The organism is Hydrogenophaga sp., assembly GCF_011772445.1.
GTDB lineage: Bacteria > Pseudomonadota > Gammaproteobacteria > Burkholderiales > Burkholderiaceae_C > Hydrogenophaga.
On record NZ_WVZN01000036.1, the window covers coordinates 18,582 to 36,884 of the forward strand.

The following is an 18,303-nucleotide window of genomic DNA, read 5'->3' on the forward strand; positions in this document are numbered from 1 at the left end:
CCCGGATGTGCCGGGAGCCCGGCGGGCGAAGGTGGCCAGCCACGGCACCCGGCCCTCGCGCCCGATCCCGATGCTGACTTTGCGCATCCCGGTCGGCCCCGAGCCGGAGGACGCCGCGGTGGAATCCGCAGACCCACAGCGAACCGACAACGGAATACCCCAATCGCCCAGGCCCCGACAGCAAACGGCCTGGACGAGGAGACGATTCAGCAGCCACCGAGGCCCGATGCTGTCACCGACAGCCATCGGCCCCTAGCGGCCCTGCCCTCATCTCCACGCGCCCATGCCCGACCCGGCACCCCGTCGCAGCGCCCAAGCGCGCGCGCCATTGCCCGGTCACGGCTCTCCGGCAATTCCTCCACCGTTCGTTGCGTAGGCGGCTTCCCGGCCTTGCGGGCGGCCCGGGCACATCGGCCCGAGCGCCGCCGTGTGCCAATGAAGGGAAACGCAACATGAAACGCATGCTGATCAACGCCACGCAGGCCGAAGAGCGCCGCCTGGCGATCGTGGACGGGCAGAAACTGCTCGACTACGAAATCGAGATCGAGGGGCGCGAACAGCGCAAGGGCAACATCTACAAGGCCGTCGTCACGCGCGTCGAGCCTTCGCTGGAAGCCTGCTTCGTCGACTACGGCGAAGACCGCCACGGCTTCCTGCCGTTCAAGGAAATCGCCCGCCAGTTCTTCCAGGGCAATGTCTCGCCGTCCCAGGCGCGCATCCAGGACGTCATCAAGGAAGGCCAGGAGCTGATCGTCCAGGTCGAGAAGGAAGAGCGCGGCAACAAGGGCGCTGCCCTCACCACCTTCATCAGCCTGGCCGGCCGCTACCTGGTGCTGATGCCCAACAACCCGCGCGCCGGCGGCGTCTCGCGCCGCATCGAGGGCGAGGAACGCGCCGAACTCAAGGCCGCGCTCGACCAGCTCGAATACCCCAACGGCATGAGCATCATCGCGCGCACGGCCGGCATCGGCCGCGACGCCGCCGAGCTGCAGTGGGACCTGAACTACCTGCTCAAGCTCTGGACCGCCATCGACGGCGCCGCCGGGGCCGGCAAGGGCGCCTTCCTGATCTACCAGGAATCGAGCCTGGTGATCCGCGCCATCCGCGACTACTTCAACAGCGACATCGGCGAGATCCTCATCGACACCGATGACATCTACGAGCAGGCGCACCAGTTCATGAGCCACGTGATGCCCGAGCACGGGCACCGCGTGAAGCGCTACCGCGACGACGCGCCGCTGTTCAGCCGCTTCCAGATCGAGCACCAGATCGAGACCGCCTACAGCCGCATCGTGCAGTTGCCCAGCGGTGGCGCCATCGTGATCGACCAGACCGAGGCCCTGGTGGCGGTGGACGTGAACTCGGCGCGCGCCATCAAGGGCGGCGACATCGAGGAGACCGCCACGCGCACCAACCTGGAGGCCGCCGACGAAGTGGCGCGCCAGCTCCGCCTGCGCGACCTCGGCGGCCTGATCGTGATCGACTTCATCGACATGGAGGAGAGCAAGAACCGCCGCGAAGTGGAAAACCGCCTGCGCGACGCGTTGCGCCAGGACCGTGCGCGCGTGCAGTTCAGCTCCATCAGCAAGTTCGGCCTGCTCGAAATGAGCCGCCAGCGCCTGAAGCCCATGCTCAGCGAAGGCGCCTCCATCCCCTGCCCGCGCTGCGGCGGTTCCGGCCACATCCGCGACACCGAGTCCTCCGCGCTGCAGATCCTGCGCGTCATCCAGGAGGAATCGCTCAAGGACAGCACGGCCGCCGTGCTGGTGCAGGTGCCGGTCGAAGTGGCAAGCTTCCTGCTCAACGAGAAGCGCACCGAGATCACCAAGATCGAGCTCAAGCAGCGCATCAACGTGATGCTGGTGCCCAACAAGTCGCTCGACACACCGAACTACAAGCTCGAGCGCCTGAAGCACGACGACCCGCGCCTGGACAACCTCGATTCCAGCTACAAGCTGGCCGAGGAAGTGGACGACGTGGCCAGCTTCACGCGCCGCAGCCAGGAACGCACCAACAAGCAGGAGCCCGTGATCAAGGGCGTGCTGCCCGACGCGCCCGCGCCCGTGGCCGTGCCCAAGCCGACGCCCGCCCCCGTGGCCCCGGTGGCGGCACCGGTGGCCAAGCCGGTCGCCGCACCGGCCGAGACGGGTTTCTTCGGCTTCCTCAAGAAGCTGTTCGGCGGCACCCCCGCCGCCACGCCCAGCCCCGCGCCCGCACCGGCCACGCCCGCAGGCAAGGAAGCCGGCAAGGGCGAGGCCCGCCGGGACGGCGGGCGTGATGGCGGCCGGGGCCGTGGCGGCCGAGGTGGCCGCGGCGAAGGTCGCGACAACCGCGAAGGCCGTGGCCAGCGCGATGGCCAGCCGCGTGACGCGCAGGCCGCCGAAGGCCAACGCCAGGGCGGTGGCCGCAACGGCGAGAACCGCCGCAACGAAGCCCGCCAGGACAACCGCGGCGAGGGCCGCAACGACAACCGAGGCGAAGGCCGGAGCGAAGGCCGCGGTGAAGGCCGAGGCGAAGGCGCACGTGGCCAGGGAGACAACCGCCGCGACCGCCGGGGCGAGCGCCGCGAGGCACCCGCCACTGAAAACGCGGAACTGAACGCCAACGCGGTACCGGCCACCGACACGGCCGACAACGCCGAGGCGCAGGCTCGTCGCGAACCGCGCCGTGGCCGCGGTCGTGATGGCCGCGAGGGCCGCGACGGCGAACAACGCCGCCGCCCAGAGAACCAGGACGCGCCGCGCGGTGACGACGAAACCGCCGTGTCAGCCGACGCCGCCGTCGCCGCCAGCCCCGAGCAGGGCGACGCCGACACCGCCCAGCGCGCCCCGCGCGAGCGCCGCAGCCGCGACCGCTACGGCCGCGAACGCCGCGAGCGCGGCCCGCGCGAGGACGCCGCCGAAGCGCCCGCCGAGGCCGGTGACACCGTGCCCATGGCCACGGAGGTCGAGGCCGCCGAGGACACGCCGCCGGTGCGCAGCTACTTCACCATGCCCCCTGCCGCCCCGGTAACCGCGCCGCCGGCCCAGAACCCGGCACCCGTGGCAGCGCCTGCCGTGGCGTCGGCCCCGGTGACGCCACCCGCGCCCGCTCCGGTGCCCGAGCCGCAGGGCATGCCCAAGGTCCAGCCCTACTCGCTGAGCGTCAATGAGCTCCAGGCCGTGGCCGCTTCCAGCGGTCTGGAGTGGGTCAACTCCGACGCCGAGAAGGTCGCCCAGGTGCAAGCCGCCATCGCGGCCGAGCCGGCACCCGTTCATGTGCCGCGCGAGCCCAAGCCGCCCGTGGCGCTCGACGAAGGCCCGCTGGTGCTGGTCGAGACCCGCAAGGACCTGCGTGACATGACGCTGCCGTTCGAGCAGCGCTGATCCGCCGGTGGCGCGGCGAGCCGCGCCACCGGGCGTCACGCCCAAACGAAAAAGGCCAGCGCACTTGCGCTGGCCTTTTCATTGGTCCGCCGGCGAACCGCGTACCGGGGTGAGGTCAATCGATCCGCGCTGCCTGACGCCAGGCCTCCTGCGCGGCCTCGGTGTCGCCGCGCTCTTCGGCCAGCCGGGCCAGCGAACGCCAGGTGCGCCGGCACAGCGTGGCGTCGCGCAGGCCGCTGCGCGCCAGACCCAGCAACTGAGCGGCCTTGCCCCACAACTGCCGATGCAGGCAGGCCTGACCCGCCAGGTACTGCAGGTGCGGGTTCTGCGGCCACTGGCGCTGCAGCAGTTCGAGGCGCGCCAGGCCGGCGGCGTCCAGCGTCGGCAGGTCGGGCTCCAGCGCGAGCGCCAGGCGCGCCTGGTGGCGTTCGTCGAGCGAACCGAAGTCGTCCCATAAGGGTGACAGCCACGCCCGCACGCGCTCGGCGACGTCCTGGCGGCGGGCTTCGTCGGCGCCTTCAGCCCCGTCGTCGCCGCCTTGCTCGAATTGCGCGAGCGCGTGGGCGCGATCGGCTGCCGCCAGCGCGAGCTCGGGCATGGTGCGCTCGGCGGCGTCGAGCCCGTCCCACACGCGCTGCAGTTGGGCGAGGTCGTGTGCGCCGCGCAAGGCATCGAGGGCAAGGCCCAGCAGCAGGCTGCGCGCGGCCTCGGGCGAGAAGGCGCGGTGCTTGGCGAGCAGGCGCGCGGTTTCGAGGGCTTCGCCGGTGGCGTCGCCCAGGCGCGCCACGCGCAGCTTCAGGCGAAGCGCCTGCACCCGGCGCTGCGCGCCCTGCGGCAGTTCCGCCAGGCGCGCCCGTGCGGCGCTGGCGTCGCGGTCCTCCACGGCCCAGCGGGTGGCGCGCAACAACGCACCCTCCAGCACCTCGGGCGAGGTGCGCGCGACGGTGGGGCTCAGCGCGGTCTGCAGGTGCTCGTCGCGCTGCGCGCGGTTCTGCAGCGAATGGGCGCTTTCGGCGGCCAGCAGATGGGCCAGCGCGCGCAACTGCTCGCGCCGGGGCCAGTCGCCACTGGTGCTGCCATCGAGGTGGTCGAGCGCGTTGCGGGCCGCCGACTGCGCGCGCACGAAGCGTCCCGCGATCTGGTTCGACAGCGCGTCGAGCACCCAGCCCACCACGGCGCGTTCCATCTGCTGGCTGCGCCAGCGCCGCGCCTGCAGCGGCAGGTCGCGCAGCAGGGCCAGCGCGCGCAGGGCGGCGTACAACAGCGCGAAACCGCCGATGAGCAAGAACAGCGCGAAGTTGAAGGAGATGTCGAAGCGCCAGGGCGGCCAGAACAGGGTGACCGTGCCGCGGTTGTCTCCCACCAGCATGGCCAGCGCCACGGCCAGCGCGGCCAGACCCAGCAGCCAGAACACGCTGCGCATGGCGCCCCGCTGCCGCGCGTGAGACCGCATCAGCGCCCCCCGGCGGCCGCGGCCAGGGCCGCGAGCGTGTCGTCGGGACGGGGCAGGTCCTGCGACACCAGGTCGCGGCGCAGGCGGCCCAGGCTGCCCAGGGCGCTGGCGATGGCAGGCGAGTTGCCGTCGAAGTACTGCTTGAGCAGGCCCTCGACAACGACCACGTCGGCGCGCGCGGCATTCATCTGGCGTGCCAGCAGCGCCAGGCGCGCGTTGAGCAGCTTGAGTTTGATGTTCTCGCGCAGGAAGAAGGCCTGCTCGGGCGCGAGCAGCGCGGCGTCGGGGTGGTCGATGCGGCTGACGTGCACCAGGTCGCGCGACCCCTGCACCACCCGCACGAAGGCCTCGCGCCACCAGCGGTTCCAGCGCTCGGCGAAGCGCTGCCACGGGGAGCTGTCCGCCTCCGGCTCGCTCGCGGCAGGTGGGGGGCCCGCCTCCGCGGCCGGAGCAGATGAGGTTGCACCACCGGCCGGCGCCGTCGCGCGGCGTGGCGCACGTGGTGCGGCCCGCTCCACGCCCACGGCGTTCTGCGTTGGCCAGTTGTCCACCTGGCGCACGAGTTCGTCGATCTGCAGGGCGAGGTTGGGGATGTCTGCCAGCGCGGCGGCGCGGATTCGGTCGACGTCGCGCGCAATGGCGCGCTGCACCGGGTTCAGGCGCGGCTGCGCGGCGCGCTGGATGCGCTGGTCGGCTGCCTGCAGAGCCGACACCAGCGGCTGCGCGCTGCCGGTGAGCTGGGACTGCTGCAGGGCCAGGCGCAGGGAGGCTTCGAGGTCCTGGATGAGGTTGTCGTCGCGCGATCGCGAGAGCGAGAGCATGAGCTCCTCGAGCTGGCTGCGCTGCAGGCTGACCTCGGACAGGCGCACCTCGGCCACGCCCAGGCGCGCCTGCAGTTCCTGCACCTGGGCCTCGGCCTGCGAGGCCACGGTGCGCGCTTCGACCACCTGCAGTTCGGCCTCGTGCGCGCGGCGGGCCAGCTCGGCCTGGGTGGTGTTCAGCCGCTGCCACAGCATGCCCGCCATGACCAGCGCGGCGGCGGCCACCAGCAGCGCGAGCAGGGTGAGGCCCACGGCCGGGCGCGCGGGACGCGGCGCCTCGGGCAGGGGGCTGGCGGGGGGATGGGCGCTGGGCGCGGGGGCCGCCACGGGCGCGGTGTCGTTGTCGGGTGCGTTCATGGCGAGGCGGATGCCCAGGATTCTAGGCCGCGCACCACGTCGGCCAATGTAGGACGGCAGCGGATCACGCGCGCGAATCCCAGGGCCCGCGCCGCGTCGGCGATGCGCGGGTGCGTGGCCAGCGCCACCGCCCGCGCGTCGGCGGGCCAGTGGCCTTTGAGGGCCTGCACGGCCTCGCTGCTGCTGAACAGCCAGACGGTGGCGGGTCCGCTGGCGGTCCGCAGGCGCTCGTGGTCGGCTTCGTCGGGCACCACGCGCTCGCGCCGGTAGGCCACGCAGGCCTCGACCTCGGCGCCGGCCTGGCGGCATTGCTCGATCAACCAGTCGCGCCCCTGGCCGGAGGGATCGCCCTCGGCCGCCTCGCTCGTGCCGCGCACCACCAGCACGCGCCGGCCCGGCGCCAACTGGTCGCGCACGACGGGCCACAGGTGCTCGGAGTCGAATTGTTCGGCCGCGGGCGGCGGCGTGTCGATGCGGTCCTCGCCCACGCCCAACGGCCACAAGGCCTGCGACAGCGCGCGCGCGGTGCCAGGGCCGGGCGCCCAGAAGCGGGTATGGGCGTTCGGCGGTGCCACGGGTTCGGCGAAGAAGCGCTGCACGGCGGCACTGCTCACGAACATCAAGGCGTCCTGCTTGGGCCAGGCCGCGCGCCAGATGCGCAGGCGCTCCAGCGCGGGGCCATCGGCCGGCTCGGCGATGCGCAGCAGCGGCCAGGCCTCGGCGGGCCAGCCGCGTTCGCGCAAGGACTCGACCCAGCGCGCGGCCTCGGGCTCGGGGCGCGTGACGATGACCCGCTCGATGGCGTGCGCGGCCTTCGAATTCAAGGGCTCACCCCCCGCCCTGTGCACCAGCGGCGCGCAGGGCGGCGGCCACGCGCACACCCAGGGCCTCGGCCTCGTCCAGACTGGCCACCGAGGCGGTGTCGTCGGCGCGCACCAGAGGGCCCGCGCCCTCGGGCTCGCCCCAGGCGGTGCGCAGCCACAGGCGCTCGCCCAGCCACTCGGCGTGCGCGGCCAGCGGCATGGAGCAGCTGCCGCCCATGGCGCGCGAGACGGCGCGCTCGGCCGCCACGCGCAGCCAGGTGGCCTGGTGCACGAGCGGTTGCAGGGCCTCGATCAGCTCGGCGCGGTCGGCCCGCACCTCGATGCCCAGCGCGCCCTGCCCCGCCGCCGGCAGCGACTGCGCGGGCTCGAAGATGGCGCGAATGCGGTCCCCCAGGCCCAGGCGCTTGAGGCCGGCGGCCGCGAGCACGATGGCGTGGTACTGACCCTCGTCGAGTTTGCGCAGGCGCGTGTCGAGGTTGCCGCGAAGGGGTTCGATGCGCACGTCAACGCGTCCCAGGGCGTTCAGGGCTTCGCGCAGCAGCACGACGCGGCGCAGGCTGGACGTGCCGACCACCGCGCCCTGGGGCAGATCGGCCAGGCCCGCCGCGCGCGGCGAGACCCAGGCGTCGCGCGGGTCCTCGCGCTCCATCACGCAGGCCAGCGCGAAGCCGTCGGGCAGCTCCATCGGCACGTCCTTGAGCGAGTGCACGGCGATGTCGGCGCGGCCGTCGGCGAGCGCGTGCTCGAGTTCCTTCACGAACAGGCCCTTGCCGCCCACCTTGGACAGCGTGCGGTCGAGAATCTGATCGCCCAGCGTCGTCATGCCCAGCAGTTCGACGCGGTGGCCGCGCGCCTGCAACAGCGATTGCACATGGCGGGCCTGCCACAAGGCGAGCCGGCTCTCGCGGGTGGCGATGGTGATGGCCAGGGGCGAAGACATGGGGAAATTCGGGGGACTGACGCCTGGCTGACGGCGCGCGCGACACGGGAAATTCGGTACCCGTTTCGGAACCGGAACAGGGTGCGGGCGATGCTAGCATGGCCCTTTCCCCCACCTGCCGTAAGCCTTCCGTCAAGGCACGCCCCGCCATGAGCCGATCGACCACGGGCGCCGCCCGCCGCGACAAGGACCAGCCCCTCATCCTCGACATCCGACTGCTCGGCCGCATCCTGGGCGACGTGATCCGCGAGCAGGAGGGCAAGGACGCCTTCGAGCTCATCGAGCGCATCCGCCAGCTCTCGGTGGCGTTCCGCCGCGACGACGACCGCTCGGCCGACAAGGCGCTCAAGAAGCTGCTCAAGTCGCTCAGCGCCGACCAGACGGTGAGCGTGATCCGCGCCTTCACCTACTTCAGCCACCTGGCCAACCTGGCGGAAGACCGCCACCACATCCGCCGCCGCGCCGTGCACGAGCGCGCGGGCGAGCGCTCGCAGACCGGCAGCCTGGCGCTGGCCCTGCAGCGGCTGCGCGAGGCCGGCATCACCCCCGCGCAGGTGGCGCGCACGCTGGCCGGCGCGCACCTGTCGCCGGTGCTCACGGCCCATCCCACCGAGGTGCAGCGCAAAAGCATCCTCGACGCCGAGCGCGCCATTGCCCGCCTGCTGACGGCGCGCGACGAGGCCTCGCCGCGCGAGCAAGTGGCCATCGATGCGCAACTGCGAGCGCGCGTGACCCAGCTCTGGCAGACGCGCCTGCTGCGCTTCACCAAGCTCACCGTGGCCGACGAGATCGAAAACGCGCTGAGCTACTACGAGAGCACCTTCCTGCCCGAGATCCCGCGCCTGTACGCCGAACTGGAAGCCGGCCTGGGCCGTCCCGTGGCGCCCTTCCTGCGCATGGGCCAGTGGATCGGCGGCGACCGCGACGGCAACCCCAACGTCACGGCCGCCACGCTGGAACTCGCCCTGCAGCGCCAGGCCGAGGTCGCGCTGCGCCACGTCCTCACGCAGGTGCACCTGCTGGGCGGAGAGCTCTCGATGTCGGGCATGCTGGTGGGCGCGAGCGAGGCCATGCAGGCCCTGGCCGACCGATCGCCCGACACCAACGCGCACCGCCAGGACGAGCCCTACCGGCGCGCGCTCACCGGCATCTACGCGCGGCTGGCGGCCAGCCTCCACGCGCTCACCGGCGGCGAGGCCGCGCGCCACGCGGTGGCCCCGCAAGACCCGTACGCCAGCGCCGCCGACTTCCTTGCCGACTTGCGCACCATCGAGGCCTCGCTGCGCGCCCACCACGGCGAGGCGCTGGTGGACATGCGCCTGAGCGGCCTGATCCGCACGGTGGAGGTGTTCGGCTTCCACCTCGCCACCGTCGACCTGCGGCAAAGCTCGGACCAGCACGAGATCGCCGTGGCCGAGCTGCTGGCCACGGCGCGCCTGGCACCCGACTACAGCGCGCTGGACGAAGCCGACAAGCGCGCCGTGCTGTTGCGCGCGCTGGACGACTTGCGCCCGCTGCGCGTGCCCGGTACCGCCTACAGCGAGCACACGCGCGGCGAACTCGCCATCTTCGAAGCCGCGAAGCGGGGGCGCGAGCGCTTCGGCACGCAGGCCATCCGCCACGCCATCATCAGCCACACCGAAACCGTGAGCGACCTGCTCGAGGTGCTGGTGCTGCAGAAAGAGGCCGGCCTGCTGCACGGCACGCTGAACGACGGCGCCGTGGCCGACCTGATCGTGGTCCCGCTGTTCGAGACCATCGAAGACCTGCGCAATGCCGCGCCCATCCTGCGCGAGTACTACGCCCTGCCCGGCGTGAGCGCCATGGTGCAGCGCGGCGCCGCCGACGGCTATGGCGAACAGGACGTGATGCTGGGCTATTCGGACAGCAACAAGGACGGCGGCATCTTCACCAGCAACTGGTCGCTCTACCAGGCCGAGACGGCGCTCGTGGCCTTGTTCGACGAGCTGAACGCCGGCAAGAAGAAGTCGATCGGTCTGCGGATGTTCCACGGCCGCGGCGGCACCGTGGGACGCGGCGGCGGGCCGAGCTACCAGGCCATCCTGGCGCAGCCCCCGGGCACGGTGCGCGGGCAGATCCGCCTGACCGAGCAGGGCGAGGTGATCGGCGCCAAGTACGCCAACCCGGAGATCGGCCGACGCAACCTGGAAACCCTGGTGGCCGCCACGCTGGAGGCCACGCTGTTGCAACCGACCCAGGACGCCTCGCCCGCCTTCCTGGCGGCGGCCGAGGCGCTGTCGCAGGCCAGCATGGCCGCCTACCGCGCCCTGGTGTACGACACGCCCCGCTTCGCCGACTACTTCTTCAGCGCCACACCGATCCGCGAGATCGCCGAACTCAACATCGGCTCGCGCCCCGCCAGCCGCAAGGCCACCGGCCGCATCGAGGACCTGCGCGCCATCCCCTGGGGCTTCAGCTGGGGCCAGTGCCGGCTCACGCTGCCGGGCTGGTACGGCTTCGGCTCGGCGGTGCAGTCCTTCGTGGCGGCCGACCCGAAGCACGCCGCGCTGCTCAAGCGGATGCAGCGCGACTGGCCCTTCTTCAACACCCTGCTGTCCAACATGGACATGGTGCTGGCCAAGAGCGACCTCGCACTCGCCTCGCTGTACGCCGAACTGGTGGAGGACAAGGCCCTGCGCCAGCGCGTGTTCAGGGCCATCGAGGCCGAGTGGCAGCGCACGGCCGAGGCGCTGGCGCTCATCACCGGCGAGCGCGAGCGGCTGGCCGGCAACATGGCCCTGCGCCGCTCCATCGAACACCGCTTCCCCTACATCGACCCGCTGCACCACCTGCAGGTCGAACTCATCCGTCGCCACCGCGCAGGCACCCTGAGCGCCGACGACGAGGGCCGGGCCAAGCGGGGCATCCACATCGCCATCAACGGCATCGCGGCGGGGCTGCGCAACACCGGCTGAGCCAACCCCGGCGACAGCGCGGCCATACCCCCACTCCTACAATGGAAGGCGTGAATCTCCTGCTCAACGCCGACCTGCACTGCCACTCCACCGTGTCGGACGGCACGCTTGAGCCGGAAGTCCTGGCCGCGCGCGCCAAGACCAACGGCGTGGAGCTCTGGGCGCTCACCGACCACGACGAGCTCGGCGGCCAACACCGCGCCCTGGCCGCTGCCCGCGCGCAGGGCCTGCCCTATCTCACCGGTGTGGAGATCTCCGTCACCTTCGCCGGCACCACGGTGCACATCGTCGGCCTGGGCATGGACCCGGACGACAAGGCCCTGCTCGACGGCCTGCGCGCCACGCGCGGCGGACGCGAGCAGCGGGCGCGTGAGATGGCCGAAGGGCTTGCACAGGTCGGCATCAAGGGCAGCTTCGAGGGCGCCCTGCGCTATGTGGGCAACCCGGACCTGATCTCGCGCTCTCACTTCGCTCGCCATCTGGTGGACAGCGGCGTGTGCAAGGACATCCCCGAGGTGTTCCGCAAATACCTCACCGAGGGCCGGCCCGGCTTCGTGCCCCACCGCTGGGCCGCGCTGGGCGACGCCGTGCGCTGGATCACCGGCGCGGGCGGCGTGGCCGTCATCGCCCACCCCGGGCGCTACAAGTTCACGCCCACCGAGGAATACGCCCTGTTCTCCGAGTTCCGGCAGCACGGCGGCCAGGCGGCGGAGGTGGTGACCGGCGCGCACAGCCAGTCCGAGTACGCCAAGTACGCGGGCTTCTGCACCGAGTTCGACCTCGCCGCCTCGCGCGGCAGCGACTTTCACAGCCCGGACGAGAGCCACACCGACCTGGGCAAGCTGCCGGACCTGCCGGGCAGCGTCACCCCCGTGTGGGCCCTGCTGGAAGAGCGGGTCCGTTGATGGGCGCCGCCGCGCCCCGGCCTGGCCAGGCCCTGGCCGGCATCGGCTTCCTGGTGGCCGCCACGGCCTGCTTCGCGGTGCTGGACACCGCCGTCAAGGTGGTGGGCGCGGTGGTGTCGGTGCTGCTGGCGCTGTGGTTCCGCTACGCCTTCCACGCCGTGGTGGTCACGGCCGTCATGCTGCCGATCCGCGGGCGCGCGCTGCTGCGCACCGACCACCCGCGCTACCAGGCGCTGCGCGGCGTGCTGCTGCTCTCGGTGAGCCTCATGTCCTTCCTGGCGGTGCAGTACATGCCGGTGGGCGAGTTCACCGCCATCGTCATGGTCACGCCGCTGGCGGTGACCCTGCTGGCCGCACTGTTCCTGCACGAACGCGTGACCGCGCTGCGCTGGCTGCTGGTGGCCGGCGGCTTCGCCGGCGCGCTGCTGGTGGTGCGCCCCGGCGGCGGCTTCCTGGGCTGGGCCGCGCTGATCCCGCTGGCGCTGGTCTTCATCTATGCCTGGTTCCAGATCCTCACCGCCAAGATGGCGCGCACCGAGGACCCGATGACCATGCACTTCTACACCGGCTGGGTCGGCACCCTGGTGGCCAGCCTGGTGCTGCCCCTGGTCTGGCAGGCCGTGCCCGACGCGCGCACGCTGGCCCTGCTCTGCCTCATCGGCCTCATGGGCACCGTGGGGCACTTCCTGCTGATCCTGGCCTTCCAGCGCGCACCGGCTTCCGCCATCGCGCCCTTCCTCTACACCCAGATCGGCTTCGCCATGTTCTGCGGCTGGGTGGTGTACGAGCACGTGCCCGGGGCGCTGGAGCTCGCCGGCATGGGCCTGATCGTGCTCTGCGGCGCCACGGCGAGCTGGCTCACGGCGCGCGAGAAGCGCCTGCCGGTGGAGCCCCCGGAGGCCTGAGCCCCAGCGACGCACCCCACCGCCATGACCGCCCTCATCGCGCCCGCCCCCGCCCGCACCCTCGCGGGCATCGCCCTTCTGGTCTCGGCCACGGCGTGCTTCGCCGTGCTCGACACCACCGTCAAGGCCGTCGGCGCCGTGGTCTCGGTGCTGCTGGTCATCTGGTTCCGCTACCTGTTCCACGCGGTGGCGATGACCACCTGGCTGCTGCCGCGGCGCGGCCGAGCCGCGCTGCGCACCGGGCACCCGCGCTTCCAGTTGCTGCGCGGCGCGCTGCTGCTGTCGCTCAGCCTGATGGGCTTCCTGGCGCTGCAGCAGATGCCGGTGGGCGAGTTCACCGCCATCCTCATGTTCACACCGCTGGCCGTGACGCTGATGGGCGCCACCCTGCTGCGCGAGCGCGTGTCGACCGTCCAATGGCTGTTGGTGGCCGGCGGCTTCGTGGGCGTGCTGCTGGTGGTGCGGCCCGATGGCGGCGACATCGGATGGGCCAGCGCGCTGCCACTGGCCATGGTCTTCATCAGCGCCTGGTTCCAGATCCTCACCGCCAGGATGGCGCGCACCGAAGACCCGCTCACCATGCACCTGTACACCGGCTGGGTGGGTGCGCTGGTCACCAGCGCCCTGCTGCCCTTCGTCTGGCAGGCCATTCCCGACACGCGCACCCTGGCCCTGCTGGTGCTCGTGGGCGTGATGGGCACCCTCGGCCACCTGCTGCTCATCCTGGCCTACCAGCGGGCGCCTGCCTCCACGCTGTCGCCCTACCTGTACACGCAGATCGCCTTCGCCATGGCCTTCGGCTGGTTGGCGTTCGGCCACGTGCCCGGGGCGATCGAACTGCTCGGCGTCGCGCTCATCGTGCTGTGCGGGGCGGTGAGCGGCTGGCGCACGACGCGCAGCCGCCTGCCCGTGAGTCCGCCGGAAGACTGACATGTCCCAGCTTTTCAGCGTCCACCCCGACAACCCGCAGCCGCGCCTGCTCAAACAGGCCGCGGCCCTGCTGCAGCGCGGCGGCGTGATCGCCGTGCCCACCGATTCCAGCTACGCCCTGGCCTGCCACCTGGACGACAAGGCTGCGGCCGACCGGCTGCGCCGCATCCGCCAGGTGGACGACAAGCACCACCTGACCCTGCTGTGCCGCGACCTGAGCGAGCTGGCCAGCTACGCCAAGGTGGACAACCGCCAGTACCGCCTGCTCAAGCTCGCCACACCAGGGCCCTACACCTTCATCCTGGAGGCCAGCAAGGAGGTGCCGCGGCGCGTGAGCCACCCTTCGCGCAAGACCATCGGCCTGCGCGTGCCCGAACACCGCGCGCTGCGCGAACTGCTGGAGCAGCACGGTGCGGCCCTGCTGGCCACCACGCTCATCCTGCCCGGCGACGAACACCCGCTCAACGACCCCGAGGCCATCCGCGAGCGCCTGCAGCACGAGGTGGACGGCGTCATCGACGCCGGCGCCTGCGCGCTGGAGCCCACCACCGTGCTCGACCTGGTGCCCATGGGCACCGGCGGCGAACCCGACGTGGTGCGCCAGGGTCAGGGCTCACTGGCCCCGCTCGGGCTCTGACACGCGGCTCTGGGACAATCCGCCGATGGATATCGCCCTCATCGTCCAGACGGTCACGCTCTACGCCATCCCGGTGCTGTTCGCCATCACCCTGCACGAGGCGGCGCACGGCTACGTGGCGCGCCACTACGGCGACCCCACCGCCTGGCAGCTCGGCCGCGTCACGCTCAACCCGGTGAAGCACATCGACCCGCTGGGCACCATCCTCATGCCCCTGTTGCTGTACTTCGCCACGGCGGGCAACTTCCTGTTCGGCTACGCCAAGCCGGTGCCGGTCGATTTCGGGCGGCTGCGCAACCCCAAGCGCGCCATGATCTGGGTCGCCCTCGCGGGCCCGGCGTCCAACCTGCTGCAGGCGGCGCTGTGGCTGCTGCTGCTCTACGTGCTGCGTTCGGCCGGTGTCGAGGAGCGCTTCTGGCTCGCCATGTGCCGCGCCGGCTTCGTGGTCAACCTGGTGATGTTCGCCTTCAACATGTTCCCGCTGCCGCCGCTGGACGGGGGTCGCATCCTCACCGGCCTGCTGCCCTGGAAACAGGCCGCCGCCTTCTCCCGCATCGAGCCCTTCGGCTTCTTCATCGTGCTGGCGCTGGTGGTCACCGGCCTGGTGGGCGAGTACTGGCTGCGTCCGCTCATGAACCTCTCCGGCAGCGCCATCGAATGGCTGCTCACCCCGATCCGACTGCTCCTGCTCTGATATGAACCCCGTTCGCGTCCTCACCGGCATCACCACCTCGGGCACGCCCCACCTGGGCAACTACGTCGGCGCCATCCGCCCCACCGTGCGCGCCAGCCGCCTGGCCGGCGTCGAAAGCTTCTACTTCCTGGCCGACTACCACGCGCTCATCAAAACCAGCGGTGACCCGGCACGCGTGCAGCGCTCCACGCTGGAGATCGCCGCCACCTGGCTGGCCTGCGGACTCGACCCCGAGAAGGTCACCTTCTACCGCCAGTCCGACATCCCGGAGATCCCCGAACTCACCTGGATGCTCACCTGCGTCACCGGCAAGGGCCTGCTCAACCGCGCCCACGCCTACAAGGCTTCCGTGGACAAGAACACCGAGTCTGGCGCCGAGCCCGACGACGGCGTGACCGCGGGCCTGTTCATGTACCCCGTGCTGATGGCGGCCGACATCCTGATGTTCAACGCCCACCAGGTGCCGGTGGGGCGCGACCAGATCCAGCACATCGAGATGGCGCGCGACATCGCCTCCAGCTTCAACCACCTCTACGGCGAGCACTTCACCCTGCCCGAGGCCGTCATCGAGGAGAACGTGGCCACCCTGCCCGGTCTGGACGGCCGCAAGATGAGCAAGAGCTACGACAACACGATCCCGCTGTTCGTGCCGCGCGAGCAGTTGAAGAAGCTCATCATGGGCATCGTGACCGACTCGCGCGCGCCGGGAGAGCCCAAGTCCACCGAGGGCTCGGCCCTGTTCCAGCTCTACCAGGCCTTCGCCAGCGCCGAAGAGACCGACGCCCTGGCCAAGGCCTACGCCGAGGGCATCGCCTGGGGCGAAGCCAAGCAACTGCTGTTCGAGCGCCTGGACCGCGAGATCGCGCCGATGCGCGAGGTCTACGACGGGCTGATCCGGGATCCGGCGCGCATCGAGAAGACGCTGAAGATGGGCGCTGCCAAGGCGCGCGCCATCGCCACCCCGTTCACCCAGCGCCTGCGCCACGCCGTGGGCCTGCGCGCGCTCGACACCCAGGCCGACACCAGCACGCCCAAGGCCGCCAAAGCCGCCCTGCCCGTCTTCAAGCAGTACCGCGAGAAAGACGGTCTCTTCTATTTCAAGCTCACCGACGCCAGGGGTGCGCTGCTGCTTCAGAGCACCGGATTCGCCGCCCCGCGCGAGGCCGCCCAGGCCATGGCCCGCCTGCAAGCCGAAGGAAAGCTTGCGCTCGATGCATTGGCACCCCAATTGATTGCGCCCGATGATGTGGAGCGCGTCACGTCTGCCCTCGACGTTTTGCGCCAATCGGCCGCCTGAATTGGGTCACAATCGGCCCCGGGCGGCCTGCGCAACCCTTCGCCGCCTTCTGCGTGCCCCTGGGGAAGGGCGCCCGGCTATCGCCAAATCGGGGTTATGCCGATATGCTGTGCAGTCAAACCAAATCATGAATTGCGCATCCTGACATGAGTATTTTTGTCATTGACGATCACCCGCTGATGCGCGAAGCCGTGGTCATGTTGCTGCGCCGCCTGCGCGCATCCACCCAGGTGGTCGAGCTCGAGCGACTGGCCTCGGTGAGCAAGGCCATCGCCGAACACGGCGAACCCGAACTCGTCTGCCTCGACCTGAAACTGCCCGACACCAATGGCGTCTCCGGCGTGCGCGAGATCCGCCAGATGCTGCCCGACACCTCGCTGATCGTGCTGTCGGCGTCCCCCTCGTCCGATTACGAAGACCTGGCCCGCGAGGCGGGTGCCGACGCCTACGTGGAAAAATCCGCCGGCGCAGCCCAGATCGCCAAGGTGCTGCGCGAATTCCTGGCCGACGAAGTCGAGGACGAGAACGCGCCCACCATCCCCGACAAGCTGTCCAAGCGCCAGAAGCAGTTGCTGGTGATGCTGGACCGGGGCCTGTCCAACCGCGACATCGCCGAGCAACTGCAGATCAGCGAGCACACCGTCAAGGTGCACCTGTGGCGCCTGTTCCGCCGCCTCAACGTGAAGAGCCGCTCGCAGGCCAGCCACCTGGCCCGCACCGCCGGTCTGCTGGACCTCTGAATCCTCCGCCCTCCCGCACAACCGCCGCCCTTCGCGGCGGTTTTGCTTTTCAGGACTGAACCACGGTGGGCTGAGGCGCGGGCGCGCCTTCCTGCTGCGTGTAGGCGGGCAGCATCACGCGGAACACGCTGCCCCGGCTGGCCTCGGACTGCAGCGCGAGCTGGTAGCCCATGAGCGTGGCGAGCTTCGACACGATGGTCAGCCCCAGGCCCAGGCTGTCCTCCGTGCCCTGGTGCTGAGAGACGCGGAAGAACTCCTGGAAGATGGCCTGCTGGTGCTCTCGCGCAATGCCAACGCCCGTGTCCCAGACCTCGAACACCACCATGTCCTGGCGACGGCGCAGCGCCAGCAGCACGCCGCCGCGCGTGGTGTGGCGCAGCGCATTGGAGACCAGGTTGCCCAGGATGCGGCGCAGCACCACCGGGTCGGACCACAGCACCAGGGGCTGGGCGCGCGTGCGCAGGCGCAACTGCTTGCCCGCGGCCACCGGCTCGAATTGCAGCGCAATGTCGGCGAACAGTTTGTGCACCTCCACATGCTGCAGGCGCACCTTGTAATTGCCGGCGTCGATGCGCGTGAGGTCGAACAGCGAATCGAACAGTTCGTTGATGGCGCGGGTGGACTGCAGGATGCGCGGCGCGATGTCGCGCGCCATCTCGGGCTCGCTCGCGAGCCAGTCGGCATACAGGCTCAGCGCGTGCACCGGCTGACGCAGGTCGTGCGCGGCCGAAGCCAGGAAGCGGTTCTTGGTGGAGACAGCGCGCAACGAGGCGCGCGTTTGCAGGGTGAGCGAGTCGATCAGCTCCTGGTTGGAGAACTGCAGCTCGAAGCTGGACCGGTACACCTGGTGCAGGCGCAGGCCCGCCAGTTGCAGCAGGGCCCAGAAGACCATGAGCACAGCGAACAGGGCGGTGGTCTGCAGCAGATCGGTGCGCTCGAAATAAACGACGGTGGCCAGCACCAGGCCGATCAGCGCGGACAGCGACAGCGCGTTGGTATAGGCACGGTAGATGGGCCGGTAGGCGCTGTACGCGGCCAGCGTGACCAGGCCCTGGCCCACCACCAGCAGCGCACAGACGAACTGGGTGATGAAGCTGGCCTGCAGGTAGCTCAGGGCCACCGGACCGCCCCACAGCAGGCCCATGGCGGGCCAGGTCCAGCCGTAACGCTCGACGAAGGCCTGGCGCTGCGGGCCGTCCACGCTGTCGTAGCGCAGCCGGTACACACCGATCAGGCGAAAACGCAGCACAAGGGCCGCGAGCATGGCCACTGTCCAGAGCACCAGGGCGGTCGTGGACACCTCGCCCGCCATCAGGTAGAGCAGTATCGGCATCGACAGCCCGCCCAGCAGCAGCGTGGACCCGAGGTTGTCCATCATCACGCCAATGAGCTGGGACTGGACCCAGGCGTCGCGCACCTCCGGCGCGGCCGGGACGTGCTGGTGGGTGGCGGGCTGGGTGTCGACGAGCATGGCGGCGGCGTTGGAGTCGCGCGATTGT

14 protein-coding genes are annotated in these 18,303 nt (G+C 71.0%); 9 read left to right on the forward strand and 5 right to left on the reverse strand.

The genetic code is table 11. The features are described 5' to 3' along the window. Positions 1-452 precede the first annotated feature (452 nt). The gene (locus GTO19_RS14670; protein WP_291021885.1) at positions 453-3,365 is read left to right on the forward strand and encodes an Rne/Rng family ribonuclease; all 2,913 of its coding nucleotides are present in this window, start codon (positions 453-455) and stop codon (positions 3,363-3,365) included. 115 nt (positions 3,366-3,480) lie between these two features. Here the strand turns inward: GTO19_RS14670 and GTO19_RS14675 are convergent, their stop codons facing one another. Genes GTO19_RS14675 through hemC form a run of 4 tightly spaced genes read right to left on the reverse strand, consistent with a single transcriptional unit; the run spans position 3,481 to position 7,760 of the window. After that, positions 3,481-4,788, reverse strand: a complete 1,308-nt coding sequence (locus GTO19_RS14675) for a heme biosynthesis HemY N-terminal domain-containing protein (RefSeq protein WP_291021887.1) — start codon at positions 4,786-4,788, stop codon at positions 3,481-3,483. 29 nt (positions 4,789-4,817) lie between these two features. Then, positions 4,818-5,996: a uroporphyrinogen-III C-methyltransferase gene (locus GTO19_RS14680; RefSeq protein ID WP_291021889.1), complete on the reverse strand. Its 1,179-nt coding sequence runs from the start codon at positions 5,994-5,996 to the stop codon at positions 4,818-4,820. Next, complete coding sequence (locus tag GTO19_RS14685; RefSeq protein ID WP_291021891.1) at positions 5,993-6,820, reverse strand: uroporphyrinogen-III synthase; 828 nt, start codon at positions 6,818-6,820, stop codon at positions 5,993-5,995. The genes GTO19_RS14680 and GTO19_RS14685 overlap by 4 nt, the downstream gene beginning before the upstream one ends. A gap of 4 nt (positions 6,821-6,824) precedes the next feature. Further along, the gene (hemC, locus tag GTO19_RS14690; RefSeq protein ID WP_291021893.1) at positions 6,825-7,760 is read right to left on the reverse strand and encodes a hydroxymethylbilane synthase; all 936 of its coding nucleotides are present in this window, start codon (positions 7,758-7,760) and stop codon (positions 6,825-6,827) included. 149 nt (positions 7,761-7,909) lie between these two features. On the opposite strand from hemC, the gene ppc reads away from it, so the two are divergent. The 8 genes from ppc (at position 7,910) to GTO19_RS14730 (ending at position 16,804) form a co-directional block, all read left to right on the forward strand. After that, positions 7,910-10,696 (forward strand): phosphoenolpyruvate carboxylase, encoded by a 2,787-nt coding sequence (ppc, locus tag GTO19_RS14695; RefSeq protein WP_291021895.1) that lies wholly within the window; start codon positions 7,910-7,912, stop codon positions 10,694-10,696. A gap of 50 nt (positions 10,697-10,746) precedes the next feature. After that, a complete protein-coding gene (locus GTO19_RS14700; RefSeq protein WP_291021897.1) occupies positions 10,747-11,601 on the forward strand; it encodes a 3',5'-nucleoside bisphosphate phosphatase in 855 nt (284 codons plus the stop codon). Next, positions 11,601-12,506: a DMT family transporter gene (locus GTO19_RS14705; protein ID WP_291021899.1), complete on the forward strand. Its 906-nt coding sequence runs from the start codon at positions 11,601-11,603 to the stop codon at positions 12,504-12,506. Before GTO19_RS14700 ends, GTO19_RS14705 begins: the two co-directional genes overlap by 1 nt. A 24-nt stretch (positions 12,507-12,530) precedes the next feature. Further along, positions 12,531-13,436, forward strand: a complete 906-nt coding sequence (locus tag GTO19_RS14710; RefSeq protein WP_291021901.1) for a DMT family transporter — start codon at positions 12,531-12,533, stop codon at positions 13,434-13,436. 1 nt (position 13,437) lies between these two features. Beyond that, positions 13,438-14,073, forward strand: a complete 636-nt coding sequence (locus GTO19_RS14715; protein ID WP_291021903.1) for an L-threonylcarbamoyladenylate synthase — start codon at positions 13,438-13,440, stop codon at positions 14,071-14,073. Between the two features lie 25 nt (positions 14,074-14,098). Further along, complete coding sequence (locus GTO19_RS14720; protein WP_291021905.1) at positions 14,099-14,767, forward strand: site-2 protease family protein; 669 nt, start codon at positions 14,099-14,101, stop codon at positions 14,765-14,767. A gap of 1 nt (position 14,768) precedes the next feature. Further along, positions 14,769-16,064: a tryptophan--tRNA ligase gene (locus GTO19_RS14725; protein WP_291021907.1), complete on the forward strand. Its 1,296-nt coding sequence runs from the start codon at positions 14,769-14,771 to the stop codon at positions 16,062-16,064. A gap of 146 nt (positions 16,065-16,210) precedes the next feature. Next, positions 16,211-16,804, forward strand: coding sequence for a response regulator transcription factor (locus GTO19_RS14730; protein WP_009517829.1), 594 nt, complete (start codon positions 16,211-16,213; stop codon positions 16,802-16,804). A gap of 49 nt (positions 16,805-16,853) precedes the next feature. On the opposite strand, the gene GTO19_RS14735 is transcribed toward GTO19_RS14730, so the two are convergent. Beyond that, complete coding sequence (locus GTO19_RS14735; protein WP_291021911.1) at positions 16,854-18,275, reverse strand: HAMP domain-containing sensor histidine kinase; 1,422 nt, start codon at positions 18,273-18,275, stop codon at positions 16,854-16,856. Positions 18,276-18,303: the final 28 nt, after the last annotated feature.

Excerpts from the sequence above, each read along its gene's own strand:
- ppc (WP_291021895.1), top strand. The coding sequence starts at position 7,910 with ATGAGCCGATCGACCACGGGCGCCGCCCGCCGCGACAAGGACCAGCCC.
- hemC (WP_291021893.1), bottom strand. The coding sequence starts at position 7,760 with ATGTCTTCGCCCCTGGCCATCACCATCGCCACCCGCGAGAGCCGGCTC.
- GTO19_RS14670 (WP_291021885.1), top strand. The coding sequence starts at position 453 with ATGAAACGCATGCTGATCAACGCCACGCAGGCCGAAGAGCGCCGCCTG.
- GTO19_RS14715 (WP_291021903.1), top strand. The coding sequence starts at position 13,438 with ATGTCCCAGCTTTTCAGCGTCCACCCCGACAACCCGCAGCCGCGCCTG.
- GTO19_RS14735 (WP_291021911.1), bottom strand. The coding sequence starts at position 18,275 with ATGCTCGTCGACACCCAGCCCGCCACCCACCAGCACGTCCCGGCCGCG.
- GTO19_RS14680 (WP_291021889.1), bottom strand. The coding sequence starts at position 5,996 with ATGAACGCACCCGACAACGACACCGCGCCCGTGGCGGCCCCCGCGCCC.
- GTO19_RS14725 (WP_291021907.1), top strand. The coding sequence starts at position 14,769 with ATGAACCCCGTTCGCGTCCTCACCGGCATCACCACCTCGGGCACGCCC.
- GTO19_RS14705 (WP_291021899.1), top strand. The coding sequence starts at position 11,601 with ATGGGCGCCGCCGCGCCCCGGCCTGGCCAGGCCCTGGCCGGCATCGGC.
- GTO19_RS14720 (WP_291021905.1), top strand. The coding sequence starts at position 14,099 with ATGGATATCGCCCTCATCGTCCAGACGGTCACGCTCTACGCCATCCCG.
- GTO19_RS14730 (WP_009517829.1), top strand. The coding sequence starts at position 16,211 with ATGAGTATTTTTGTCATTGACGATCACCCGCTGATGCGCGAAGCCGTG.
- GTO19_RS14710 (WP_291021901.1), top strand. The coding sequence starts at position 12,531 with ATGACCGCCCTCATCGCGCCCGCCCCCGCCCGCACCCTCGCGGGCATC.
- GTO19_RS14675 (WP_291021887.1), bottom strand. The coding sequence starts at position 4,788 with ATGCGCAGCGTGTTCTGGCTGCTGGGTCTGGCCGCGCTGGCCGTGGCG.